Here is an 18,226-nt window from a genome sequence, read left to right as displayed (position 1 = left end):
CGGTTCAAGGACGGGATGCCCTCTTTCTCCGTAACTCCCTTGTAGGAGAAGCGCGCGAAAAGGCGCCACTTTCTTTCGGTAAACGGTCCTGCCGGAAAAGATTCAGACCGCATACCCGCTGACCCTCTCCAACCCTCCGCTCACGTGCCGCCCACTTCCAGTCGCTGAACACGCAGACTGCAAAACCGATGGCTTTTGCACCACGCCGGCTCATCCCGCCTCCTCGGAAAGGAAGCCCTCCACGGAGGCGGCGCGGCCGGGCGGATTCCTTGCCCACCTGGACTCCTCCCGGCTTCGCCAATCCGAAAAAACGGGAAGCGGATTCCTCCCGCAAAAAACTTCTGCCCGTATTCGGTCAACGGTTGGAATTCACTTTTCCGAGCGGTGGCGGACGCCCACCTTGCCAACGGAGAGATATCTCCCACACATAACAACTTGAAATGACTTTCCATCCAGGCAGGCGTCGCCATCCGGCCCGGCAGAGGCGGCCAGGACGGGGTGAACGGTCAGCGGCCGGACCCGGCCTAGACTGTGCCGGCGAAGAAAGTCAGCGGCGCGAAGAAGGAGGGGATGGGTACTTCCTCGAAGCGGTGGGAGGAGAACAGCCCGGCGATGCGGCCGTACTCGGCCATGACCTCCCGGTGGTAGGGGGTGAGGGAGCAGCCGCAGTGGGAGACCACCGTCCCGCCCGGCTTCACCCAGTCCTCTTCCACAGCCCGCCGGAAGGCCTCGTGCGCTCCGGCCCGGTTGAACTCGTCGGTGAGGGCGAAAACCATGGCGTCGAATGGTTCCTCCACCCGCAGCTCCTCGAAGGGCCGGAGGATGATCTCTCGCGGCGCGGACCAGTCCGCGCCGAAGAAGCGCTCTCCCAGGTCCATGATGACCCGGCTGCGCTCCACGTAGGTGATCTTTCCGGCGAAGGGGTAGCGGGTGAAGCCGCCGTCGCCGTCGCCCACCACCAGGATGCGTTCCATGTCCGGCCCGTCCAGCCCGGCCAGGCGGATGAAGGCCTCGTGGTAGAGGTGGTGGTCGCTGGAGGCCATCTGGATGTCGTCGTCAATAAAGAGCAGGGTTCCCAGATGGGGGCTCTCGCCCACCTTCACCACTTCGCCGAACTCCGTGCGCTTCTCCTCCAGAAGCCGGAACTTGTAGACCACACTGAAGCTCTCGTTGCGCACGAAGTCCACCACGGTATCGGGATACCGCTCGTCCACGCCGACCTGGATGCTCTCGAACCGCATGGGACCCCCTTGGCTTGCGGGGTGGCTCCATGAACCGCCCGTTGCCGGGCGGTACCCGGATCGCCACTGTATGCCTCAAGGGCGGATGTGCGTCCAGCAAGTCTATCGACTCTAGTCTTGCGAGGTGGGCAGAAAACCACCGCCTGGACAGGAAGGCAGAATCGCTTCCGCCAGTTCGCGCAGAGAATCGCTCATCTTATGTACTGCGTCACCGGTAAGGTCGAAGGGCTCCAGTCGGCCGTTTTCCATAGCCACCGCCCTGTCGCAAAAGCGTCGGACCAGTCTCAAGTCATGGGTCACAAAGAGATACGCCACGCCGCGTTCACGGCGCAGGACATCAAGCAAATCCAGAATCCTGGCCTGCATGAGCATGTCCAGGCTGGAAACCGCTTCGTCCAGGATGATGCAGCGCGGCCTGGCGGCGAGGGCCCGGGCAATGCTTAATCGCTGCAATTGGCCGCCGCTGAAGTGGCCGGGATGTTTGGCGGCGTCGTCCTTGTTCAAACCCACTTGTTCGAGCAGTTCCACGACACGCTCGGACAGGGCCGCGCCGCGGAGCCTATCGAGGTTTCGCAACGGCTCGGAAAGGATGGTCCCGGCGGTCAGCCTTGGGTTGACCGAGCCGACCGCGTCCTGGAAAACAACCTGCGCGGCCTGGCGCTGCTCAGGAGTCAGGCGGAGCTTTCCCCGGCCGTCGGTCGTGGTTTCCCCCAGAATGCGCACCTCCCCCGCACTCGGGGCTTCCAGCCCCAGAAGAAGCCGTCCAAGGGTGCTCTTTCCGGAGCCGCTCCGGCCCACGACCCCCACGCATTCGCCTTGGGACACGGACAGTTCCACGCCACGCAGGACCTGGACCGATTCCGAGCGACTGAAGAAACCGCCCCTGCGGTACGTTTTACTCACGCCCACTGCCTCGAGAATCTTCACGATTTCCCTCCCACGGCGGAACGTTCACCGCAGAGCCGGTGGTGCGCGTCCAGAAGTGCACCGGTGTATTCATGCTTCGGCCGGCGGAAGATTCCCTCGACGGGGCCACTTTCGACCAGCACTCCGTCACGCATGACCAGCACCTCGTCGGCCAGCCTGGCAATGACGGACAAATCATGGGTCACGAGCAGAATGCCCAGGCCTCGCTCCCTGACCAGCCTCTCCATAAGCCCCAGGACCCTCGATTGGGCCACCACGTCGAGGTCGGTCGTCGCCTCGTCCGAGAGGAGTAGCCCCACCTCCAGAACCAGAGCCAGGGCCAGCATGACTCGTTGCAGCATGCCGCCGCTCATCTGGAAAGGATACATGGGTAGAATGGCTTCCGGGCTGGAAAAGCCTACCTCGGACAGAGCCGCGAGCCACCGTCGCTTAGTGTTTTCACGCCTCGGGACGCCGTGGGCGGCAAGCGTTTCCCTGAAATGGGCCTTGATCGTAAACACCGGATCGAAGCAGCTCATGGGATTCTGCATGACCATGGCCGCACGGCCGGTGCGATACCTCCGGCCCCGTCCGCGCGCTGACGGGTCTATTCGCTGTCCGTCCACGGCCACATATCCACCCGACCGAAGTCCGGGTGAAAGCAGCCCCATCACGGCCTGGCATGTCAGGGACTTGCCACTTCCACTCTCGCCGATGAGCCCGGTAACGCGGCCTTTTTCCGCAGTGAAGTTAACTCCCCGCAGCAACGGCTTGTTCACCGCCCGCACGGTCAGGCCGCGCACCTCGAGAAAAGAACCGCTGCCCGGCCGCTGGCCGCTCATGAGCGCACCTCCGCCAAGCTGTCATACCCAGGGACATGTTCGACCACTTCCCGCTCCACGGCCTGGTGCTCACGTGAATGGGGGTCAAGCGCGTCCCGCAGCGCGTCGCCCAAGTAGTTGCAAGCCATAACGGTGATGAAAATGGCCAACCCCGGGTACATGATCAGTTCCGGGTGGGTCCACACGTACTGCCTCGCGTCGGCGATCATCACACCCCATTCCGGCGTGGGCGGGGTGACGCCCAGCCCCAGGAAGGAAAGCCCGGAAACATGCATCATCATATGGCCGACATCCAACGTGATCAGAATGGCCAGTTGGGCGAAAACAGGCGGGAGCACATGCCGCAGCACGGTCGCCACGCGCCCCGTGCCGGAAACCTTGGCCGCCAGAACGTACTCACGGTGTTTCAGCGAGAGCACGAAACCCCTGATTATGCGTGCGTACCACGCCCAATGCGTGAGCGAAACGGCCAGGACGACGTTGACCAGCCCCGTGCCGAGTACGCCAATCAGGAACATGGCCAGTATGAATGTGGGAAAGACAAGGAATATATCGCAAAAACGCATCAGCGCGTTGTCCACCGCTCCCCCGGCGTATCCCGCGGTGGCGCCCACGGCGACCCCCAGCGTGAGTATGACGCAGGCGATGACCGCCACCGCGCCCAGCGAAGTCCGGGCTCCGTGGAGCAGCCTGGAGGCCACATCCCGTCCCAGGTGGTCGCACCCCAGGATGTGTTCCTGGCCGGGCGAGGCGAACTTGTTCTCCAGAGCCACCTCTTCCGGATCGTACGGCAGCAGCTGCGGCGCGAACAACGCCCCCAGAACCAGGACAACCAGGATGGAGACGGCCAGAGCGACCATGCCCCGCCGGATGAAAGGACGCATTCTGGCGAAGATCATCCACTTCCCCCTTCGTATCGGATTCTCGGGTCAAGCCATGCGTAGCAAATGTCCACAACCAGATTCATGAGCACGAAGATGCTGGTCATGATGAGGATGAAGCACTGCATCACGGGGTAGTCGCGGTTGTAGATGGCGGAGACCGCGTATCTTCCCACGCCGGGCCAGGAGAATATGGATTCCGCGATGACCGCGCCGCCAAAGAGTTCCCCCACGTGCATGCCCACAGCCGTTATGACCGGAATGAGCGAGTTGGCCATGACGTGCCTGCCGATGACCGTCGATTCGGGAAGGCCCCTCGCCCTCGCATAGAGCACGTAGCGCGAGTGCATGTTGTCCAGCATGTTGGCCCGAATCAGGCGCGTGTTGATGCACAGCGACATCAGGGACATGGTGACGACGGGAAGGACCATGTGAGCCAGCCCGCCTTTCCCCATGGGCGGCAGCCACTCCAGCTTCACGGCGAAAAGCCATACCAGCAGGAATCCCAGCCAGAAGTTGGGGATGGAGACTCCGAAGAAACTCATCCCCCTGGTCAGGTAATCCGCCGGGCCGTCTTTTCGAAGAGCCGAGACCATCCCGAGGGGAACGCTCAGCGCAAGGGTCAAAAGCAGCGAGGCCGAGGCCAGCTTCAACGTGTTCGGCATGTAGTAGAGGATGTCCTCCAGAACCGGCCTCTTGGTCACGTACGAACGCCCGAAGTCCCCCTGCACCGCTTTTTCTAGCCAGCTTAGATACTGTACCGGCAGCGGCCTGTTCAGGCCCAACTCCTCGCGGGCCGCATCAAGGGCTTGGTCCGTGGGCGGGATGTTGGAAAGCCGCAGGTAAGACATGGCCGGATCGCCCTGGCCCAGCCGGAGAATCAGAAAGACCAGCACGGAAACCGCCAAGAGGATCGGCACCAGCAGCGCCAGCCTTTTCAGAACGTACCAGGTCACGGCAGCTTACCGCTTATGCATGGGGCTGAAGGGAATCTCGTTCTTGGTGGCTCCGAAGGAGGCGCCTTCGAGGTCATCCCTGTGCACCATAATGGATGTCATGTATGTAAGAGGCAGATAAACCGCCTGCTCATGCAATGTGCCTAGAATATCCGCGTACAAACCGCTTCGTTCCGCCTCGTCCACGGTAACGAGTACTCGGCCGATCTTAGCGTCGATCTCCTCCTTCATCGGCAGGCCGAGCTGGGCCTGATAATCCGCGTGCGAAGGCACGCGCATGGAGCTGCAAAAGGAGTGGGGATCGTACGGAGGCCCCCAGGTATTGCCGAAAATCATGCCGAAACGGCCGTTCTTCTGCCGAACAAGAAAGGAATCGCTCTCTTCGCCGACCAGCGTCACCTTGACGCCGACCCGTCCGAGATTGCCCTGCACCACCTCGGCCACAGACTTCATTATCGCGTCATTGCCCACGAAGCAGAGGTCAAGAGCGAGGACTTTGCCGTTTCGTGTGCGATATTCCTCTCCCTCGTCGAGGGTCCAGCCCGCATCCTCAAGGAGCCGCTCGGCCCTGGCCGGATCATAGCCATACGGCTCCAGGCCGATGTCGCAGTAGGGCATGGAGGGAGCGAACAGGGTGTCGGCCTGCTGTTCCACTCCGAGGAAGACGTGCTTCACCAAAGCGGGCTTGTTCACCGCGTGCAGAATGGCACGGCGCACAGCGAGTTCGCCGGTGGGAAAACGATTGCTGTTCAGCGCCATGGCGCGCGTGGCCAAAGGAGGCGAAACCCGGGCCGTGACATCTGCACGATTTTGATAGAGCTGGAACATGTCCAGTCCCAGTTGGCCGCCTCCGTGGCCACCCGAGCCGTAAATGAGGTCGATGTCCCCCGTCTCGAAGGCCACGGCCCGGGCGTTGGAGTCAGGGATAACCTTGATGAGCAGGCGCTTCATTCGGGGTTTGTCTCCCCAGTAGTTCTCGTTGCGGACAAACAGGTCATATTCGCCTTTGACCAGTTCCACGACCTTCCAGGGTCCGGTTCCGACGGGGGCGGCGATGCCTTCGGAAGTGTCTCCGTCTTCGGGAAAGGCAGCAGGAGAGAGGAAACGCACAGGCCGGATGAGGGCAAGCTCCTGCAGAATGGGATAATATGGTTCGTGCAGGGTGAGCTGCACCGAATGCTCCCCCAGCACCTTCACGGCCTGACCGCCAGCCTCGTTCACCATATGGAGCTGATTGACCAATTCCAGCCAGTAATGGCCGCGATGGTTCGCCAGAACAGCGTCGAGGTTCCTTTTCACGGCCTCCGCAGTGAAGGGGACTCCATCGGAAAAGGTCACATCTTCGCGCAGTTGGAATGTGTACACCCGTCCGTCTTCGCTCACCTCCCAAGAATCGGCTAGCCACGGCTTCACCGAGCCGTCCGCCTGGTACTTGACCAGGGGCTCGTAAACCATGGCCTGTCCGAACATCTGATTCGGAGAATACTGATGGGGATTGAGCGGACCTACATTGGAAGGCCAGGAGTACACCAGGGTGTCCTCGCCCACCTGCGGGGAAGCGGCTGCATGGCCGGCCATGCAGAACAGAACCAGGGCTGTGGCAAAGTGAAGGACCAGAAAAAGGGAATGGCGCGGCACGGTCATAAGGGCTCCTTTTGCTACGAATAAGCAATTCGTGTCACGGAGTAGCCCTCTTTTAAAATTTAGTCAAACGCCCGAACGGTTCCTCCTTTTCCAGCTTGAGTGGTCCCTGTTGTCCACGTGCCCGGTAGCGCCCTGCATCATCCCGGAAGAATCCGCCGCACCACCTCGTGGATGGACTCCACCTTGACCGGCTTGGCCAAGTAGTCGTTCATGCCCGCCGCGCGAAAGGACTCCTCGTCGCCCACCATGGCGTAGGCGGTCATGGCCACGATGGGCACGTCCGCCTTGTCCTCCCCCGCCTCGCCGCGGCGAATAGCCTTGGTGGCCTCCACGCCGTCCAGCCCCGGCATCTGCACGTCCATGAACACGACGTCCACATCCTCCCGGGACAGGACCTCCAGCGCCTCCTTGCCGTCCCGGGCCGAAAGCACCCTCCAGCCCGCCTTCTGCATCTCCCGCTCCACGAACAGACGGCTCACCCGGTCGTCCTCCACCACAAGCACCCGCGCTCCGCCGGTTTCGCTCCGCGCCTGGGCGGAAGGCCCGCCGGAGCGGCCGCTCGGGTCCTGGGCCGGCTGGAAGGGGATGGTCACGCGGAACGTGCTGCCCTCACCCTCCTGGCTTTCCACGGACACGGTCCCGCCCATGAGGTCCACCAGCCGCTTGACGATGGACAGCCCCAGGCCCGCGCCCTGGAAGCGCCGGGTGTAGCCGCTGTCCACCTGGGAGAAGGGGGTGAACAGCCCGGCCCGGGTCTCCTCGGGGATGCCCACGCCGGTGTCGGTCACGCTGAAGCGGATGGGAGCTGGCCCGCCCCCGTCCGACCGATCAAGGGCCACCACCGTTATGGACACGATCCCTTCGGAAGTGAACTTGAAGGCGTTGCCCACCAAGTTGTTCAGCACCTGCTGCAGCCTGGCCGGGTCGCCGCGCAGCCAGCGCGGGGCGTCTTCGCCCATTTCGGTGCGCAGCTCAACGCCGGTCTGCCTGGACGTCACCCGGAACAGTTCCTCCACCTGCCGCACGGCGGCGTGCAGGTCGAAGGGTTCGGCCTGGATGCTGAGCTTGCCAGCCTCAACCCTGGAGAGGTCGAGGATGTCGGCCAAAAGCCGGGCAAGGCGGTTGGAGGACTGCATGGCCGCAGTGAGGAGCTCCCGCTGCTCGTCGTCCAGGCCAGTATCCTCCAGAAGCTGCAGCATGCCCAGGATGCCGTGCAGCGGGGTGCGCACCTCGTGGCTCATGTTGGCCAAAAAGAGCGACTTGGTCTGGCTGGCCTCCTCGGCCTGCTCCTTGGCCTCCAGCATGTCCTCGCGGTTGCGGATGCCGGCAACGGCCACGGAGAACAGCCCGGCCAGGACGCCCACCGTCTCCAGGTCGCGCTCGGTGTAGTCGCGGCTGGAGTTGGCCAGGGCGATCTCCCCCAGCGCTTCGCCACGGTAGACCGCCGGAGCGGCCAGGAAGCGGCGCAGGGGCACGTGCCCGTCCGGAACCCCCGTGCTCGCCGCGTGTTCCCGGGGGGCGTTGGTGAAGAACGGCTCCCCGGTGTTCAGGGCGTGGCCCCATAGGCCCAGGTAGCCGCCCCGCTTTTTGGCGAAGGCCGTCCGCTTGCCCTCCACCTCGCAGTTCCCGTTTTCCATCATGGGCGACAGCGTGTGCCCCACGTTGTCGCCGGTGGCCCGGTCGATGGAGGAGACGAAACAGTGCTCGCTGTCGGTGATGTCCATGGCCACCCGCCGCACCACCTCGGCCAGCCGCCCCATGGTCATGTCCGGCTGGACTACCGCCCTGGCGATCTCCGCCTGGGCGCGATTGAGGGCGTATTCCCTCCTGATGGCCCGCTCCGCCTCCTTGCGGCGTGTCACGTCGTGCTGGGAGGCGGTGTAGGCCACGATGTTTCCCTCCGGCCCGAAGATGGGGGATATCCGCATCTGGACATCGAACACCTCGCCGTTCTTGCGGCGGTTGCGCATCTCCCCGGAATACTTCCGCCCGGCCTGAAGGATTTCGTAAATCTCACGCTGGGCCTCTTCCGGGTCGTCCTCCGCGTTCAGGATATCCGGTTTCTGTCCGTACAGGTCCACAAGCTCCCAGCCAAACAGTTCCTCCGCCGCCCTGTTCATGTAGCGGATGCGGAAGTCGGCGTCGGTGCGGATCATGGGGTCGGCCGCTTGCTCCACCATGGCCGTGAGCATGCGCAGCCGCTCCTCGCGCTCCCTGCGCATGGTCACGTCCGAAACGAAGGCCAGGCTGGCCGGCCGCCCCTCCCAGGTAATGGCCACGGCCGAGACATGGTGCCAGTGCACCCGCCCGTCGGCGTGGATGGATCGGAACTCGTACGTCCTGGGCGACGCCCCGCCGCTCAGGCGGGACTTGATGCGCTCCCGCACCATGGGCAGGTCCTCGGGGTGGACGGTCTCGCCGATGTCCCGCCCCAGCAGCCAGTCCTCCTCGTATCCCGTGATGGCGCACATGGCGGGGTTGATGAAGCGGTACCGCTCGTCCTGGATGACGATCACGCCCTCCCCCGCGTTCTCCACCAGGGTGCGGTAGCGGCCCTCGCTCTCCCGAAGCGCCTCCTGGGCGCTTCTGCGCACGGCCACCTCCCGCTCCAGTTCCTCGTTCTGCTCGCGGATGCGGCGGGTCTTGGCCCTGACGAGGCGGCGCAGCCACAAAACGAGCCCCCCCAGCCCGGCCACCGCCACCGCGATGCCCGCCAGGGTCAGCCAGACCCAGTCGGGAGTCCCACCCTCCGCGCCGCCGAACCAGCGGTTCATTGACTGGTGGAAAACCGAGCCCGAAGCCTCCTTGATGGACGGGAGCTGCAGGTTCAGCCCGGGGAGCACCCCGGCGGGGTCGCCCTCGGGCACGGCGTAGCGCATTTCTATGGGATTGAAGATGATGCTGGTGGCCCGGACGTGGTAGCCCTCATCGTTGAGCTGCCCGAAAATGCGGTTGACCACGCCCGCTTCGATCAGACCGGCGTCCAAATCGCGAAAAATGTCTTTGTATTTCGGGAGATTTACTATCTCCACCCGCACCTGGAAGTTGTCCACCAGCCTGCGGAACGCCCTGGCGTGGGTGTCGCCGGGCTGCAGCCCCACCCGCATGCCTTCCAGGTCCATGATGGAGTCCACCCCGGCCGCGGGGCGTGTGTAGACCACGCCCCAGTTGGCCATGAGGGCGGTCTCGGCGAAGTCGAGATAGGCGGTGCGTCCAGGAGTGTGGGCCACCACGGGAAGCAGATCGATCTCGCCCTGGCGCAGCATGCGGAAGGCTTCCGGCCAGGAGGCGGGCCGGAACTCCAGGTTCCACCCTTCCCGCGCGGCCACCTCCCGCAGCACGTCGACATAGATGCCCTTGGCCCCGCCTTCGCCGGCCGCGCCGATCATGGGCATGTTGTCGTAGACGCCCACCCGGACGGTCTTGGCGGCGGCCGTCACTCCCGACGGAACGAGAAGCACCGCGAGAATGAGAACCAGCGGAAAAAGGGGAAGGGAAACGGGCCGATTTCCCGCTCCGCCCCGCATTGCGGACATCAACCAAGGACAGGGCAACCTCTCCAACCTCCCCACGCTCGCCCGCGATACTGGATGGCGCGGGGCGGACCGCCCCACGGGGCATTCCCAAGGCCACACGGGGTGTCAATTGAGCAACTTTTTCCCCGCCTGTCCAGCTTTGCCGGGCATGTCGCCAACAGGCACCACCGCCTGTGGACCCGCCCCCCGGCATTGGGCTACACCCGGACCATGCCCAGCACACGATGCACCACCGCCCTGTGGAAGTCCCATGCCGGTTGAACTGGCCGAACAGGCACGGCTCATGGGCCTCTCTCTGGAGGACAAGCTGTCCCTTGCCCGGGACTCCCTGGCCGGGGCCCTCCGGCGCTTCGGGCCGGACGGAGTGGCCTTGGCCTGGACAGGGGGCAAGGACTCCACCCTGGCCCTGTGGCTGGCCCGCCGCGCCGCCGAAGTGGCCGGACTCACCCAGCCGCGCGCCCTGTTCATCGACGATGGCGACGTTTTTCCCGAAATCAGGGACTTCGTGCGCCGTCTGGAAACCGACTGGTCCCTTGAACTGGTCGTCCTGCGGAACGCCCCGCTCCTGGACGCCGCCTCTCCAGGCGACGCCCTGCCCCCGGACAGGCTCGACCCCGCCTCCCGCGCCGCGCTGGCCGAACTGGACGCCCCGCCCTCCCCCTTCCTCTTTCAGCCGGACTCCCCACCGGCCAACCACTTGCTCAAGACCCTGCCCCTGCGCCAACACATCCGCGCCACCGGCCTGGGAGCCCTGATCACGGCCGTGCGCTGGGACGAGCACCCCGCCCGGGCCTGCGACGCCCCCGAGGAGCCGCGCGACAATCCGCCCCACCTGCGCCTCCAGCCGCTCCTGCCCCTCACCGAGACCGAAGTCTGGCGAGCAACCCTGGACAACGGACTCCCCGTCTGCCCACTCTACGAGCAAGGATACCGCTCCCTGGGATCGCGCTCCGCCACCAAACCGGTCCAGCCCGGCGTGCCCGCCTGGGAGCAGGACATGGCCGCCCTGCCCGAACGTTTCGGGCGCGGCCTGGAAAAAGAAGACGCCATGGCCCAGCTCCGCAGCCTGGGCTACATGTAAGGAGGACACCATGCCCCTCAAGGACCTCGTGGCCGCCAACCGCAGCACCCGCCGGTTCGCCCAGGACAATCCCCCCGCCATGGCCGACCTGGAGGACCTGGTCGAACTGGCCCGGCTCACCCCCTCCGCCGCCAACCGCCAGCCTCTCAAGTACTTCCTGGTCGCCGACCCCGACGCGTGCGCCGCCGTCTACCCCTGCCTGGGCTGGGCGGGCTACCTGCCCGACTGGCCGGGCCCGGCGGAAAACGAACGCCCCACCGCCTACGTCGCCATACTCCACGACACCACCCTGGCCGACTCCCCGGACTGCGACCACGGAATCGCCGCCCAGACCATCATGCTCGGCGCCGTGGAAAAAGGCTTCGCCGGATGCATCCTCGGTTCCATCAACCGCGACAAACTCGCCCAAGCCCTGGACCTCCCCGATCACCTCCACCCCCTCCTCGTCCTGGCCCTGGGCCGATCCGGCGAGGAAATCGTCACCGACACCGTGCAAGACTCCATCAAATACTGGCGCGACGAGCAAAACCGGCACCACGTCCCCAAAAGAAGCCTGGAGGAACTGGTGGCTGGAAGAAAGTAGGACGAAGAGGAGGAAGGGAAGAGGAGGATTTCGCCCTTCGGGCAGCCAGGGGGCTGCGCGGCCCTGTAAACCCCCACTCCGAGCAGGCTTCGAGGCTGGGGCACAAAAAAGCCCGTCTGGGGACGGGCTGGGGTGGGTGGAGAGAGGGGGCTAGGTTCTTAGAGTTGGTCGAGGATGTCTAGGTACTCATCTGGTGTCATGGAGCAATCCAAAAAACGCTCAAACTGCTCTTTTGTAAGCCGCAACTGATTTCTTATTCCATCGTGGAGTGTTTTGCGCTTGATGGGATTTCGCCCCTTGGACACTGTGACTTTCCCGACCTTGGTTCCATCTCTCTTGCGCAAGACGGCCTGGTGCTCTTTGGTAGCCCCGAACTTTGTTTCGGCTTTCTTCTCGCAAATGCCCCTGACATCAAGAGCTTTATACTCACCCTTCATGGGGGAAGAGGCCCCTCAGGTTCTTTCGAAGGTCAAGCATCTCTTGGGTCCAGTTGTTGTCCTCGTTGAGGTCTTCCCACAGTGACCAAGCTTCGTCCCCAAACATGCTGAGCGCCTCTTGAAGAGTGTTCCCGCATCCATAGATACGAGGAACCTGCCCAGAGGTAACGAAGTACTCATCCTCGTCATGCTCAACAATGACTGCCAAGGGAGAATTGAGCGCATGCCCGGAAACCTCACGCAACAATATCCTCCTTGGGCCGACTGAGCTATAAAACTCATCGCGCTCAAACTGGAAGGGTCCAGAAGGAGTGGATTCAGGGGGCGAAAAGTATCCCATGCCTCCTGCTGCTTCGCTTGTCTTCTCAGGGTACATCTCCATAGCTTGCGCCATTCTACTGCACCTCCTCGTCTCTATGCTGAGCCAGTGCCTTGCGACTCTCAATCTCTGCCAGCCTGTCGCCAAGCCAATTGTGGATCGCTTTCGCCTCGTCATAGTTGAGTACGACACCAGCAACTATGTCACGGATGATCATCTTCTGCTCTGGCTCCCGGCTCATCTCTTTGCCCAGCCGCCCCGTATCGGTGTCGATCTCATGGTAAACAGATTTAGGAACAGGAAACCTCTCCAAGAAGAAGTTCATATTGATCTCGCCTTTTGGGGTGGCTCCGCCAAAAACCCCGTTAGCGTATCTCGGACTGAAATCATCCCTGAAAACGTATTTGAAGCGTAATCCGTTGTCGCTGGCCAATGCCGTCCTCCCACGCTTGCTTGCGAAAAAAGGCACAAGATAAATTTCTTTAACCTCTTTACGGAAAATCACCCTATTCACTCTGCGTTCCGAAATCAATGGCCAGTGGAGAGTTTTCTCCTTATTCTTTCGACCTCCACTCCCAAGGAGCCACGGACTTCCACTTAGATCAAGGCTGTTTAAAATCGGGGCAGGATCCCACCCCCGCACGATCCCCACGCCTTCCCCTCCCCGCTTCCTCCCCCATCCGCCCCCTTTGTTTTTGCTTTTTTTCCGTCATGGTTGTGGAATGGATTGTTCCGCGTCCCGTATGGAGCGTGGAGAGGATGGGACCGCAACAATGGAGGGATTATGCGGATACTGTTTCTGACGTGCGTCCTGGCGCTGCTTTGCGCCGCGCCGGCCTTTGGCGCGGCCGACGTGTGCGTGGAGTGTCACGCCAAGACCACGCCCAAGATCGTTTCCGACTGGAAGAACAGCGCCCACTCGGGCGTGGGCACGGACTGCGCCACCTGCCACGGCTCCGAGCACACCACGGCCGAGGACTCCCACGAGGCGGCCCTGGCCACGCCGGAGACCTGCCGCCAGTGCCATCCCCAGCGGGTGGAGGAGTTTTCCAACGGCAAGCACGCCCTGGGCTGGAAGTCGTACAAGGCCATGCCCACCACCCACTGGCAGCCCATGACGCTGCGCACCGGCCTACAAGGATGCAGCGGCTGCCACAAGATCGGGCTGAAGTCCGAGGAGGAACTGCAAGAACTGCGCGAGGCTGGCAGCACGTACGGCGCGGGATCGTGCGACTCCTGCCACACCCGCCATCTCTTTTCCAAGAAGGAGGCCCAGTCGCCACAGGCCTGTCGCACCTGCCACATGGGCATGGACCACCCCCAGTGGGAAATGTACTCCTCCTCCAAGCACGGCGTGCGCTACAAGCTGGTGCAGGAGGGCTCGCTGCCCGAGGACGCGGCCGCTCCCACCTGCCAGACCTGCCACATGGAGGGCGGCGACCACGCCGTGATGACCGGCTGGGGATTCCTGGGCGTGCGGCTGCCCATGCCGGATGACGAGGAATGGGCCGAGGACCGGGCCACCGTGCTCAAGGGTCTGGGCGTGCTGGACCCGCAGGGCAATCCCACGGACAGGCTTGAGGTGGTCAAGCAGGCCAAGGTGGCCCGGCTCACGGAAGAAGCCTTCCGCAAAGAGCGGGAGGAGATGGTCAAGGTCTGCTCCCAGTGCCACCAGGAGTCCTACGCCAGGGCGGAGCTGCGGCGCGGCGACGACATGATCCGCATCGCCGACGACCTGCTGGCCGAGTCCATCCGCGTGGTGGCCGGGCTGTACGAGGACGGCATCCTGAAAAAGCCGGACAGCTACAAGTACGCCTACCCCGACCTGCTGACCTTCCACGACGCGCCCACGGAGATCGAGACGCGCCTGTGGCTGATGTTCCTCAAGCACCGCATGCGCACCTTCCAGGGCGCCTTCCACATCAACCCTGACTACGCCTTGTGGTACGGCTGGAGCGAGATGGTGCGCGACAACAACTACATCGAGCAGCGCGCCGAGGAACTGCGTCGCCGGGCCAGGGTGGACAAGCTGCTGGAGCAATAGCCCAAACGAACGGGCCGCCCCTTCGCCGGAAGGGGCGGCCCGGTATCGTCGCGTGGCCGTACCGGCCTTCTTTCGGTCTCAGTGCCTCGGCGCGGAAAGATCCACCTCGAGCAGGCCACCGCCGCGCCCGTCCGGGCTGGCCACCAACAGTTCGCCCTCGTGCATTCGCGCCAGCATGCAGGCCTTGACCATTGAGAAATCCCGTTTGGGGGACATGGGGTTCATTATCTCGGCCATGTGGGTGTAGGGGTCGAAGTGCAGCCACTCCTCCACGCCCTCGTCCAGCAGCCGCCGGTCCACCGCCTCGAAGCGGAAGCCATACGTCCGGGTCCGCTTCTTGCCGTTCTGCTTCACGGGTTTGGCCTCCACGCGTAGCAGCACCCGCTCCTCCGCGGTGAGCAGCGCCTTGTCCAGCAGCACCTCCAGAATGTCCGCCAGACGCCGCCGGTCACCTTCCACCAGGGGCGGCAGGCCTTTGGACTCCAGGCGGACCTCCACGCCCTTTTCCGCTCCTTTGAGGGTGGCGTCCCTGACCAACTCGCCAACCATCTCCTGCGGGGCGAAGGGTTGCGGCCGCAGTTGCAGCCTGCCCTGGCGCAGGTTCTCCACGTCGCCCACGTCGTTGACAAGGGTGAGGATTTCCTTGCTGGATCGAAGCGCCAGGCTCAGCCAGTGCAGGCGATCCTTGTCCTGGGTGTTCATCTTGATGAGCTCAAGCATGTTGATGACGCCGCACAGGGGGGAACGGACATCGTGGCAGAACCGCTTTAGCAGGACGGAGGAATAGTTGGTCTGGCCCTCGTCCGGCTCGGTCTTCTCCCAGAAGTTTCCGATGGTCTTGACCATTTCTTGGTCGCCGCTCATGGCTGCCACCTTTTTTTCGGGGGATTTTGGCCGCCCCCTCGCTTGGCCAGGGAGCGTGCCGCCGTGACCGCCTGGCGTTTGGCATTGGAAAGAACAAGCCTGATGTACTCCGGCCTGGTGAACACGGACGGCCTGGCCGCGCCCTTGCGCAGGCAGTACCAGGCGCCGCCGTACTCCCGGCGGTCCATGTACCGCCGGGCGATGCGCGCCACCTGCGTGGTCCAGATGTCGTCCCGCTCCCGCGCGGAGAGGCCGTGCAACGGCAGATGCTTGCGCAGGACGGACAGTTGCGAATCGATGGTCTGCCGACGCGGACGCCTGCGGGTAACGCTGGAGAGGTGCTTGCGGTACAGATAGAGGACGGACTCCAGGGGGACGAAGCGATGCTTGGCCGCCAGACGCAGCCACGCCTCCCAGTCATGCGCCGTGAGGAAGGCGGGGTCGTAGTTGTCCTCCAGCAAGTGTTCGCGCTTGGCGCAGAACGTGGCCATAATGGCCATCTCCTGGTTCTCCGCGGCCAGCAGCCGCCGCAGGTAGGAATCGCTGTCATTATAGGGGAAGGGCATGGTCTCTCCCAGCCATTCCCGCCGCCCGTCCTGCTCGTGGAACCGTTTGATGCCGCCGATTACCACGGCGTCCGGGTCCTCTCGCAACACGTCGAGCTGCTTGCCCAGCTTGTCCTCCGGCCACAGGTCGTCGCCGTCGAGGGTACTGACGAACGTGCCCCGGGACTGCCTGAAACCGTTGGCCCGGGCGGACGGGCTGCCAGCGTTCTCCTGGCGGATGAGGCGGACGCGTCCGTCCTCGCTGGCCATGGCCTCCACCAGAGCGGGCGTGCCGTCGGTGGAGCCGTCGTCCACCACCACGACCTCCAGGTCGTCCACCTCCTGGGCCTGGACGCTGGCCACAGCCTCGCGAAGCGTTTCGGAGGCGTTGAAAACCGGGATGACCACGGACACGAGAGGCCGACTCATACACTCCCCGACCTTCCCCGCCGGACCGGTTCGCCCGGCTCGGGATTCATGATTCGTTGTACGCACGTTTTCATTCCACTGTCACGCTCTTGGCCAGGTTGCGGGGCTGGTCCACGTCCCGCCCCAGGGCCACGGCCGCCTCGTAGGCGAACAACTGCAGGGCGGGCAGCACCATGAAGGTGTTCAGCGGCTCCGGCAGGGACGGAATCTCCCAGGCGCGCTCCACGTCCAGGTCGTGACCGGGGTTGGTCAGGGCGATGACCGGGCCGCCCCGGGCGCGCACCTCGGCCAGGTTGGACTTGACCTTGGCGTACAGCCTGTCCCGCTGGGCCAGGGCCAGGGTCGGGAAATCGCGGTCGATGAGGGCGATGGGACCGTGCTTCATCTCGCCCGAGGGATAGCCCTCGGCGTGGATGTAGGAAATCTCCTTGAGCTTCAGCGCGCCTTCCATGGCCAGGGGGAAGAAGATCCCGCGCCCAAGGAAGAGGAAGTGACTGGCATGGGCGTATTCCCGGGCCAGCCGCCTGGCCTGGACGCGGATGGTATCCAGGGATTCCTCTACGGAGTCGGCCAGCCCCAGCAGGCCGTCCAGCAGTTCCCGCTCCGCCTCCTCGGCCAGCGAGCCGTTGCGCCGGCCATGGGACACGGCCATGAGCAGCAGCATGAGCATCTGGGAGCACATGGCCTTGGTGGAGGCCACGCTGATCTCCGGCCCGGCCTGGGTGTAGAGCACGGTGTCCACGCCGCGGGCGATGGAGGAACCCACCACGTTGCACAGCCCCAGCAGCTCCGCGCCGCGCTCCCGGGCCAGCTCCAGCCCGCCCAGGGTGTCGGCGGTCTCGCCGGACTGGCTGATGACCAGCACGTGGTCCCCGGGCCCGAGCACCGGCTCCTCGTAGCGGAACTCCGAGGCCACGTGGACCTCCACCGGCACCTTGGCCAGCCGCTCGATGACGTATTTGCCCCACAGCCCGGCGTAATAGGAGGTGCCGCAGGCCAGGATGGTCAGCTTGGACGGCACGGGCCGCGCCTCCACTTCGTCCAGGCGCAGGGCGCCGTCGGCGGTCACCCGGCCGGTGAGGCAGTCGCGGATGACCTTGGGCTGCTCCAGGATTTCCTTGAGCATGAAATGGGGGTGGCCGTCCTTGCGCGCGGCCTGCACGTCCCAGTCCACCAGCTCCACCAGCTTGCGGCGTCCCGCCCGGCCCGGCGCGCGGGTCACGTTCCAGGAGCCGCCGTTCACCTCCACCACCTCGCCGTCGTCCAGGTGGACCACCTCGCGGGTGTGGGCCAAAAAGGCGGTCACGTCCGAGGCCAGGAAGCACTCATCCTCGCCCACGCCCAGCACCAGGGGGCTCTTGTTGCGCACCGCCCACAGCCGTTCGGGGTTGCCCCGGTCGAGAAGGGTGATGGCATAGGAGCCTTCGGCCCGTTCAAGCGCTGCCGCCAGGGCCTCGTTCATGGAGAGCCCCCGGGCCAGCTCCCGGCCGATGAGCTTGACCAGCACCTCGGAGTCGGTCTGGGAGTCGAAGCGGATGCCCTCCGCCTCCATCTCCGTTTTGAGTTCCAGGTAGTTTTCCAGGATGCCGTTGTGCACCATGGCCAGCCCGCCCGATGCGTCCAGGTGGGGATGGGCGTTGACCCGGCTCGGCTCGCCGTGGGTGGCCCATCTTGTATGAGCCACGGCCGCGCGGGATTTGTGCGCCCCGTTGCCGCTCACCGCCTCGCGCAGGACCGAGACCTTGCCCCGCTCCTTGACCACCCGCATGGCGCCTTCGCTGACATAGGCCACACCCGCCGAATCGTACCCCCTGTATTCCAGCCGGGACAGGCCGTCCAGGCAGACCGGCACCGCCTGGCGCGGTCCGGAATAGGCTATGATGCCGCACATGATGATTCTCCTTGCGCTGCGGACATT

At 64.3% G+C, this 18,226-nt stretch carries 16 protein-coding genes; 3 read left to right on the top strand and 13 right to left on the bottom strand.

Annotated features, from left to right (window positions below; translation table 11 throughout):
• Positions 1-524: 524 nt before the first annotated feature.
• The 7 genes from N911_RS0113205 to N911_RS0113175 form a co-directional block, all read right to left on the bottom strand.
• Positions 525-1,241, bottom strand: a complete 717-nt coding sequence (locus N911_RS0113205) for a class I SAM-dependent methyltransferase (protein ID WP_029897937.1) — start codon at positions 1,239-1,241, stop codon at positions 525-527.
• A 111-nt stretch (positions 1,242-1,352) separates the two neighbouring features.
• Entirely contained in the window at positions 1,353-2,168 is an 816-nt protein-coding gene (locus N911_RS0113200; protein ID WP_029897935.1) for an ABC transporter ATP-binding protein, read from the bottom strand.
• Positions 2,165-2,989 (bottom strand): ATP-binding cassette domain-containing protein, encoded by an 825-nt coding sequence (locus N911_RS0113195; RefSeq protein WP_029897933.1) that lies wholly within the window; start codon positions 2,987-2,989, stop codon positions 2,165-2,167. Before N911_RS0113195 ends, N911_RS0113200 begins: the two co-directional genes overlap by 4 nt.
• Complete coding sequence (gene nikC, locus N911_RS0113190; RefSeq protein ID WP_081859253.1) at positions 2,986-3,888, bottom strand: nickel ABC transporter permease subunit NikC; 903 nt, start codon at positions 3,886-3,888, stop codon at positions 2,986-2,988. Before nikC ends, N911_RS0113195 begins: the two co-directional genes overlap by 4 nt.
• On the bottom strand, positions 3,885-4,826 hold the full coding sequence (gene nikB / locus N911_RS0113185; protein ID WP_029897929.1) for a nickel ABC transporter permease subunit NikB: 942 nt from the start codon (positions 4,824-4,826) through the stop codon (positions 3,885-3,887). Before nikB ends, nikC begins: the two co-directional genes overlap by 4 nt.
• A gap of 6 nt (positions 4,827-4,832) precedes the next feature.
• A complete protein-coding gene (nikA, locus tag N911_RS0113180) occupies positions 4,833-6,470 on the bottom strand; it encodes a nickel ABC transporter substrate-binding protein (protein WP_051694406.1) in 1,638 nt (545 codons plus the stop codon).
• 137 nt (positions 6,471-6,607) lie between these two features.
• The gene (locus N911_RS0113175; RefSeq protein WP_161781635.1) at positions 6,608-9,931 is read right to left on the bottom strand and encodes a PAS domain S-box protein; all 3,324 of its coding nucleotides are present in this window, start codon (positions 9,929-9,931) and stop codon (positions 6,608-6,610) included.
• 325 nt (positions 9,932-10,256) lie between these two features.
• Here N911_RS0113175 and N911_RS0113170 point away from each other — a divergent pair, with 325 nt between their 5' ends.
• A complete protein-coding gene (locus N911_RS0113170; RefSeq protein ID WP_035105543.1) occupies positions 10,257-11,087 on the top strand; it encodes a phosphoadenosine phosphosulfate reductase family protein in 831 nt (276 codons plus the stop codon).
• A 10-nt stretch (positions 11,088-11,097) separates the two neighbouring features.
• Positions 11,098-11,670, top strand: coding sequence for a nitroreductase family protein (locus tag N911_RS0113165; protein WP_029897925.1), 573 nt, complete (start codon positions 11,098-11,100; stop codon positions 11,668-11,670).
• A 158-nt stretch (positions 11,671-11,828) separates the two neighbouring features.
• On the opposite strand, the gene N911_RS0113160 is transcribed toward N911_RS0113165, so the two are convergent.
• The 3 genes from N911_RS0113160 to N911_RS0113150 are packed head-to-tail and all read right to left on the bottom strand — an operon-like array spanning position 11,829 to position 12,940.
• Positions 11,829-12,107, bottom strand: coding sequence for a hypothetical protein (locus N911_RS0113160; protein ID WP_029897924.1), 279 nt, complete (start codon positions 12,105-12,107; stop codon positions 11,829-11,831).
• The gene (locus N911_RS0113155; RefSeq protein WP_029897922.1) at positions 12,097-12,501 is read right to left on the bottom strand and encodes a type II toxin-antitoxin system HicB family antitoxin; all 405 of its coding nucleotides are present in this window, start codon (positions 12,499-12,501) and stop codon (positions 12,097-12,099) included. The genes N911_RS0113160 and N911_RS0113155 overlap by 11 nt, the downstream gene beginning before the upstream one ends.
• 1 nt (position 12,502) lies before the next feature.
• Entirely contained in the window at positions 12,503-12,940 is a 438-nt protein-coding gene (locus N911_RS0113150) for a hypothetical protein (RefSeq protein ID WP_202593875.1), read from the bottom strand.
• Positions 12,941-13,210: 270 nt separating this feature from the next.
• Here N911_RS0113150 and N911_RS0113145 point away from each other — a divergent pair, with 270 nt between their 5' ends.
• Complete coding sequence (locus N911_RS0113145; protein ID WP_029897918.1) at positions 13,211-14,470, top strand: multiheme c-type cytochrome; 1,260 nt, start codon at positions 13,211-13,213, stop codon at positions 14,468-14,470.
• Between the two features lie 78 nt (positions 14,471-14,548).
• Here the strand turns inward: N911_RS0113145 and N911_RS0113140 are convergent, their stop codons facing one another.
• The 3 genes from N911_RS0113140 to glmS form a co-directional block, all read right to left on the bottom strand.
• Positions 14,549-15,334, bottom strand: coding sequence for a sensor histidine kinase (locus N911_RS0113140; protein ID WP_029897917.1), 786 nt, complete (start codon positions 15,332-15,334; stop codon positions 14,549-14,551).
• Positions 15,331-16,308 (bottom strand): glycosyltransferase family 2 protein, encoded by a 978-nt coding sequence (locus N911_RS17685; RefSeq protein ID WP_081859251.1) that lies wholly within the window; start codon positions 16,306-16,308, stop codon positions 15,331-15,333. Before N911_RS17685 ends, N911_RS0113140 begins: the two co-directional genes overlap by 4 nt.
• Before the next feature lie 70 nt (positions 16,309-16,378).
• On the bottom strand, positions 16,379-18,199 hold the full coding sequence (gene glmS, locus N911_RS0113130) for a glutamine--fructose-6-phosphate transaminase (isomerizing) (RefSeq protein WP_029897912.1): 1,821 nt from the start codon (positions 18,197-18,199) through the stop codon (positions 16,379-16,381).
• Positions 18,200-18,226 lie beyond the last annotated feature (27 nt).

The sequence above is a fragment of the Desulfohalovibrio reitneri genome (assembly GCF_000711295.1).
Taxonomy (GTDB): domain Bacteria; phylum Desulfobacterota; class Desulfovibrionia; order Desulfovibrionales; family Desulfovibrionaceae; genus Desulfohalovibrio; species Desulfohalovibrio reitneri.
Note: the sequence above shows the minus strand (reverse complement) of the source record. Positions and strands in the feature narration are given on the sequence as shown.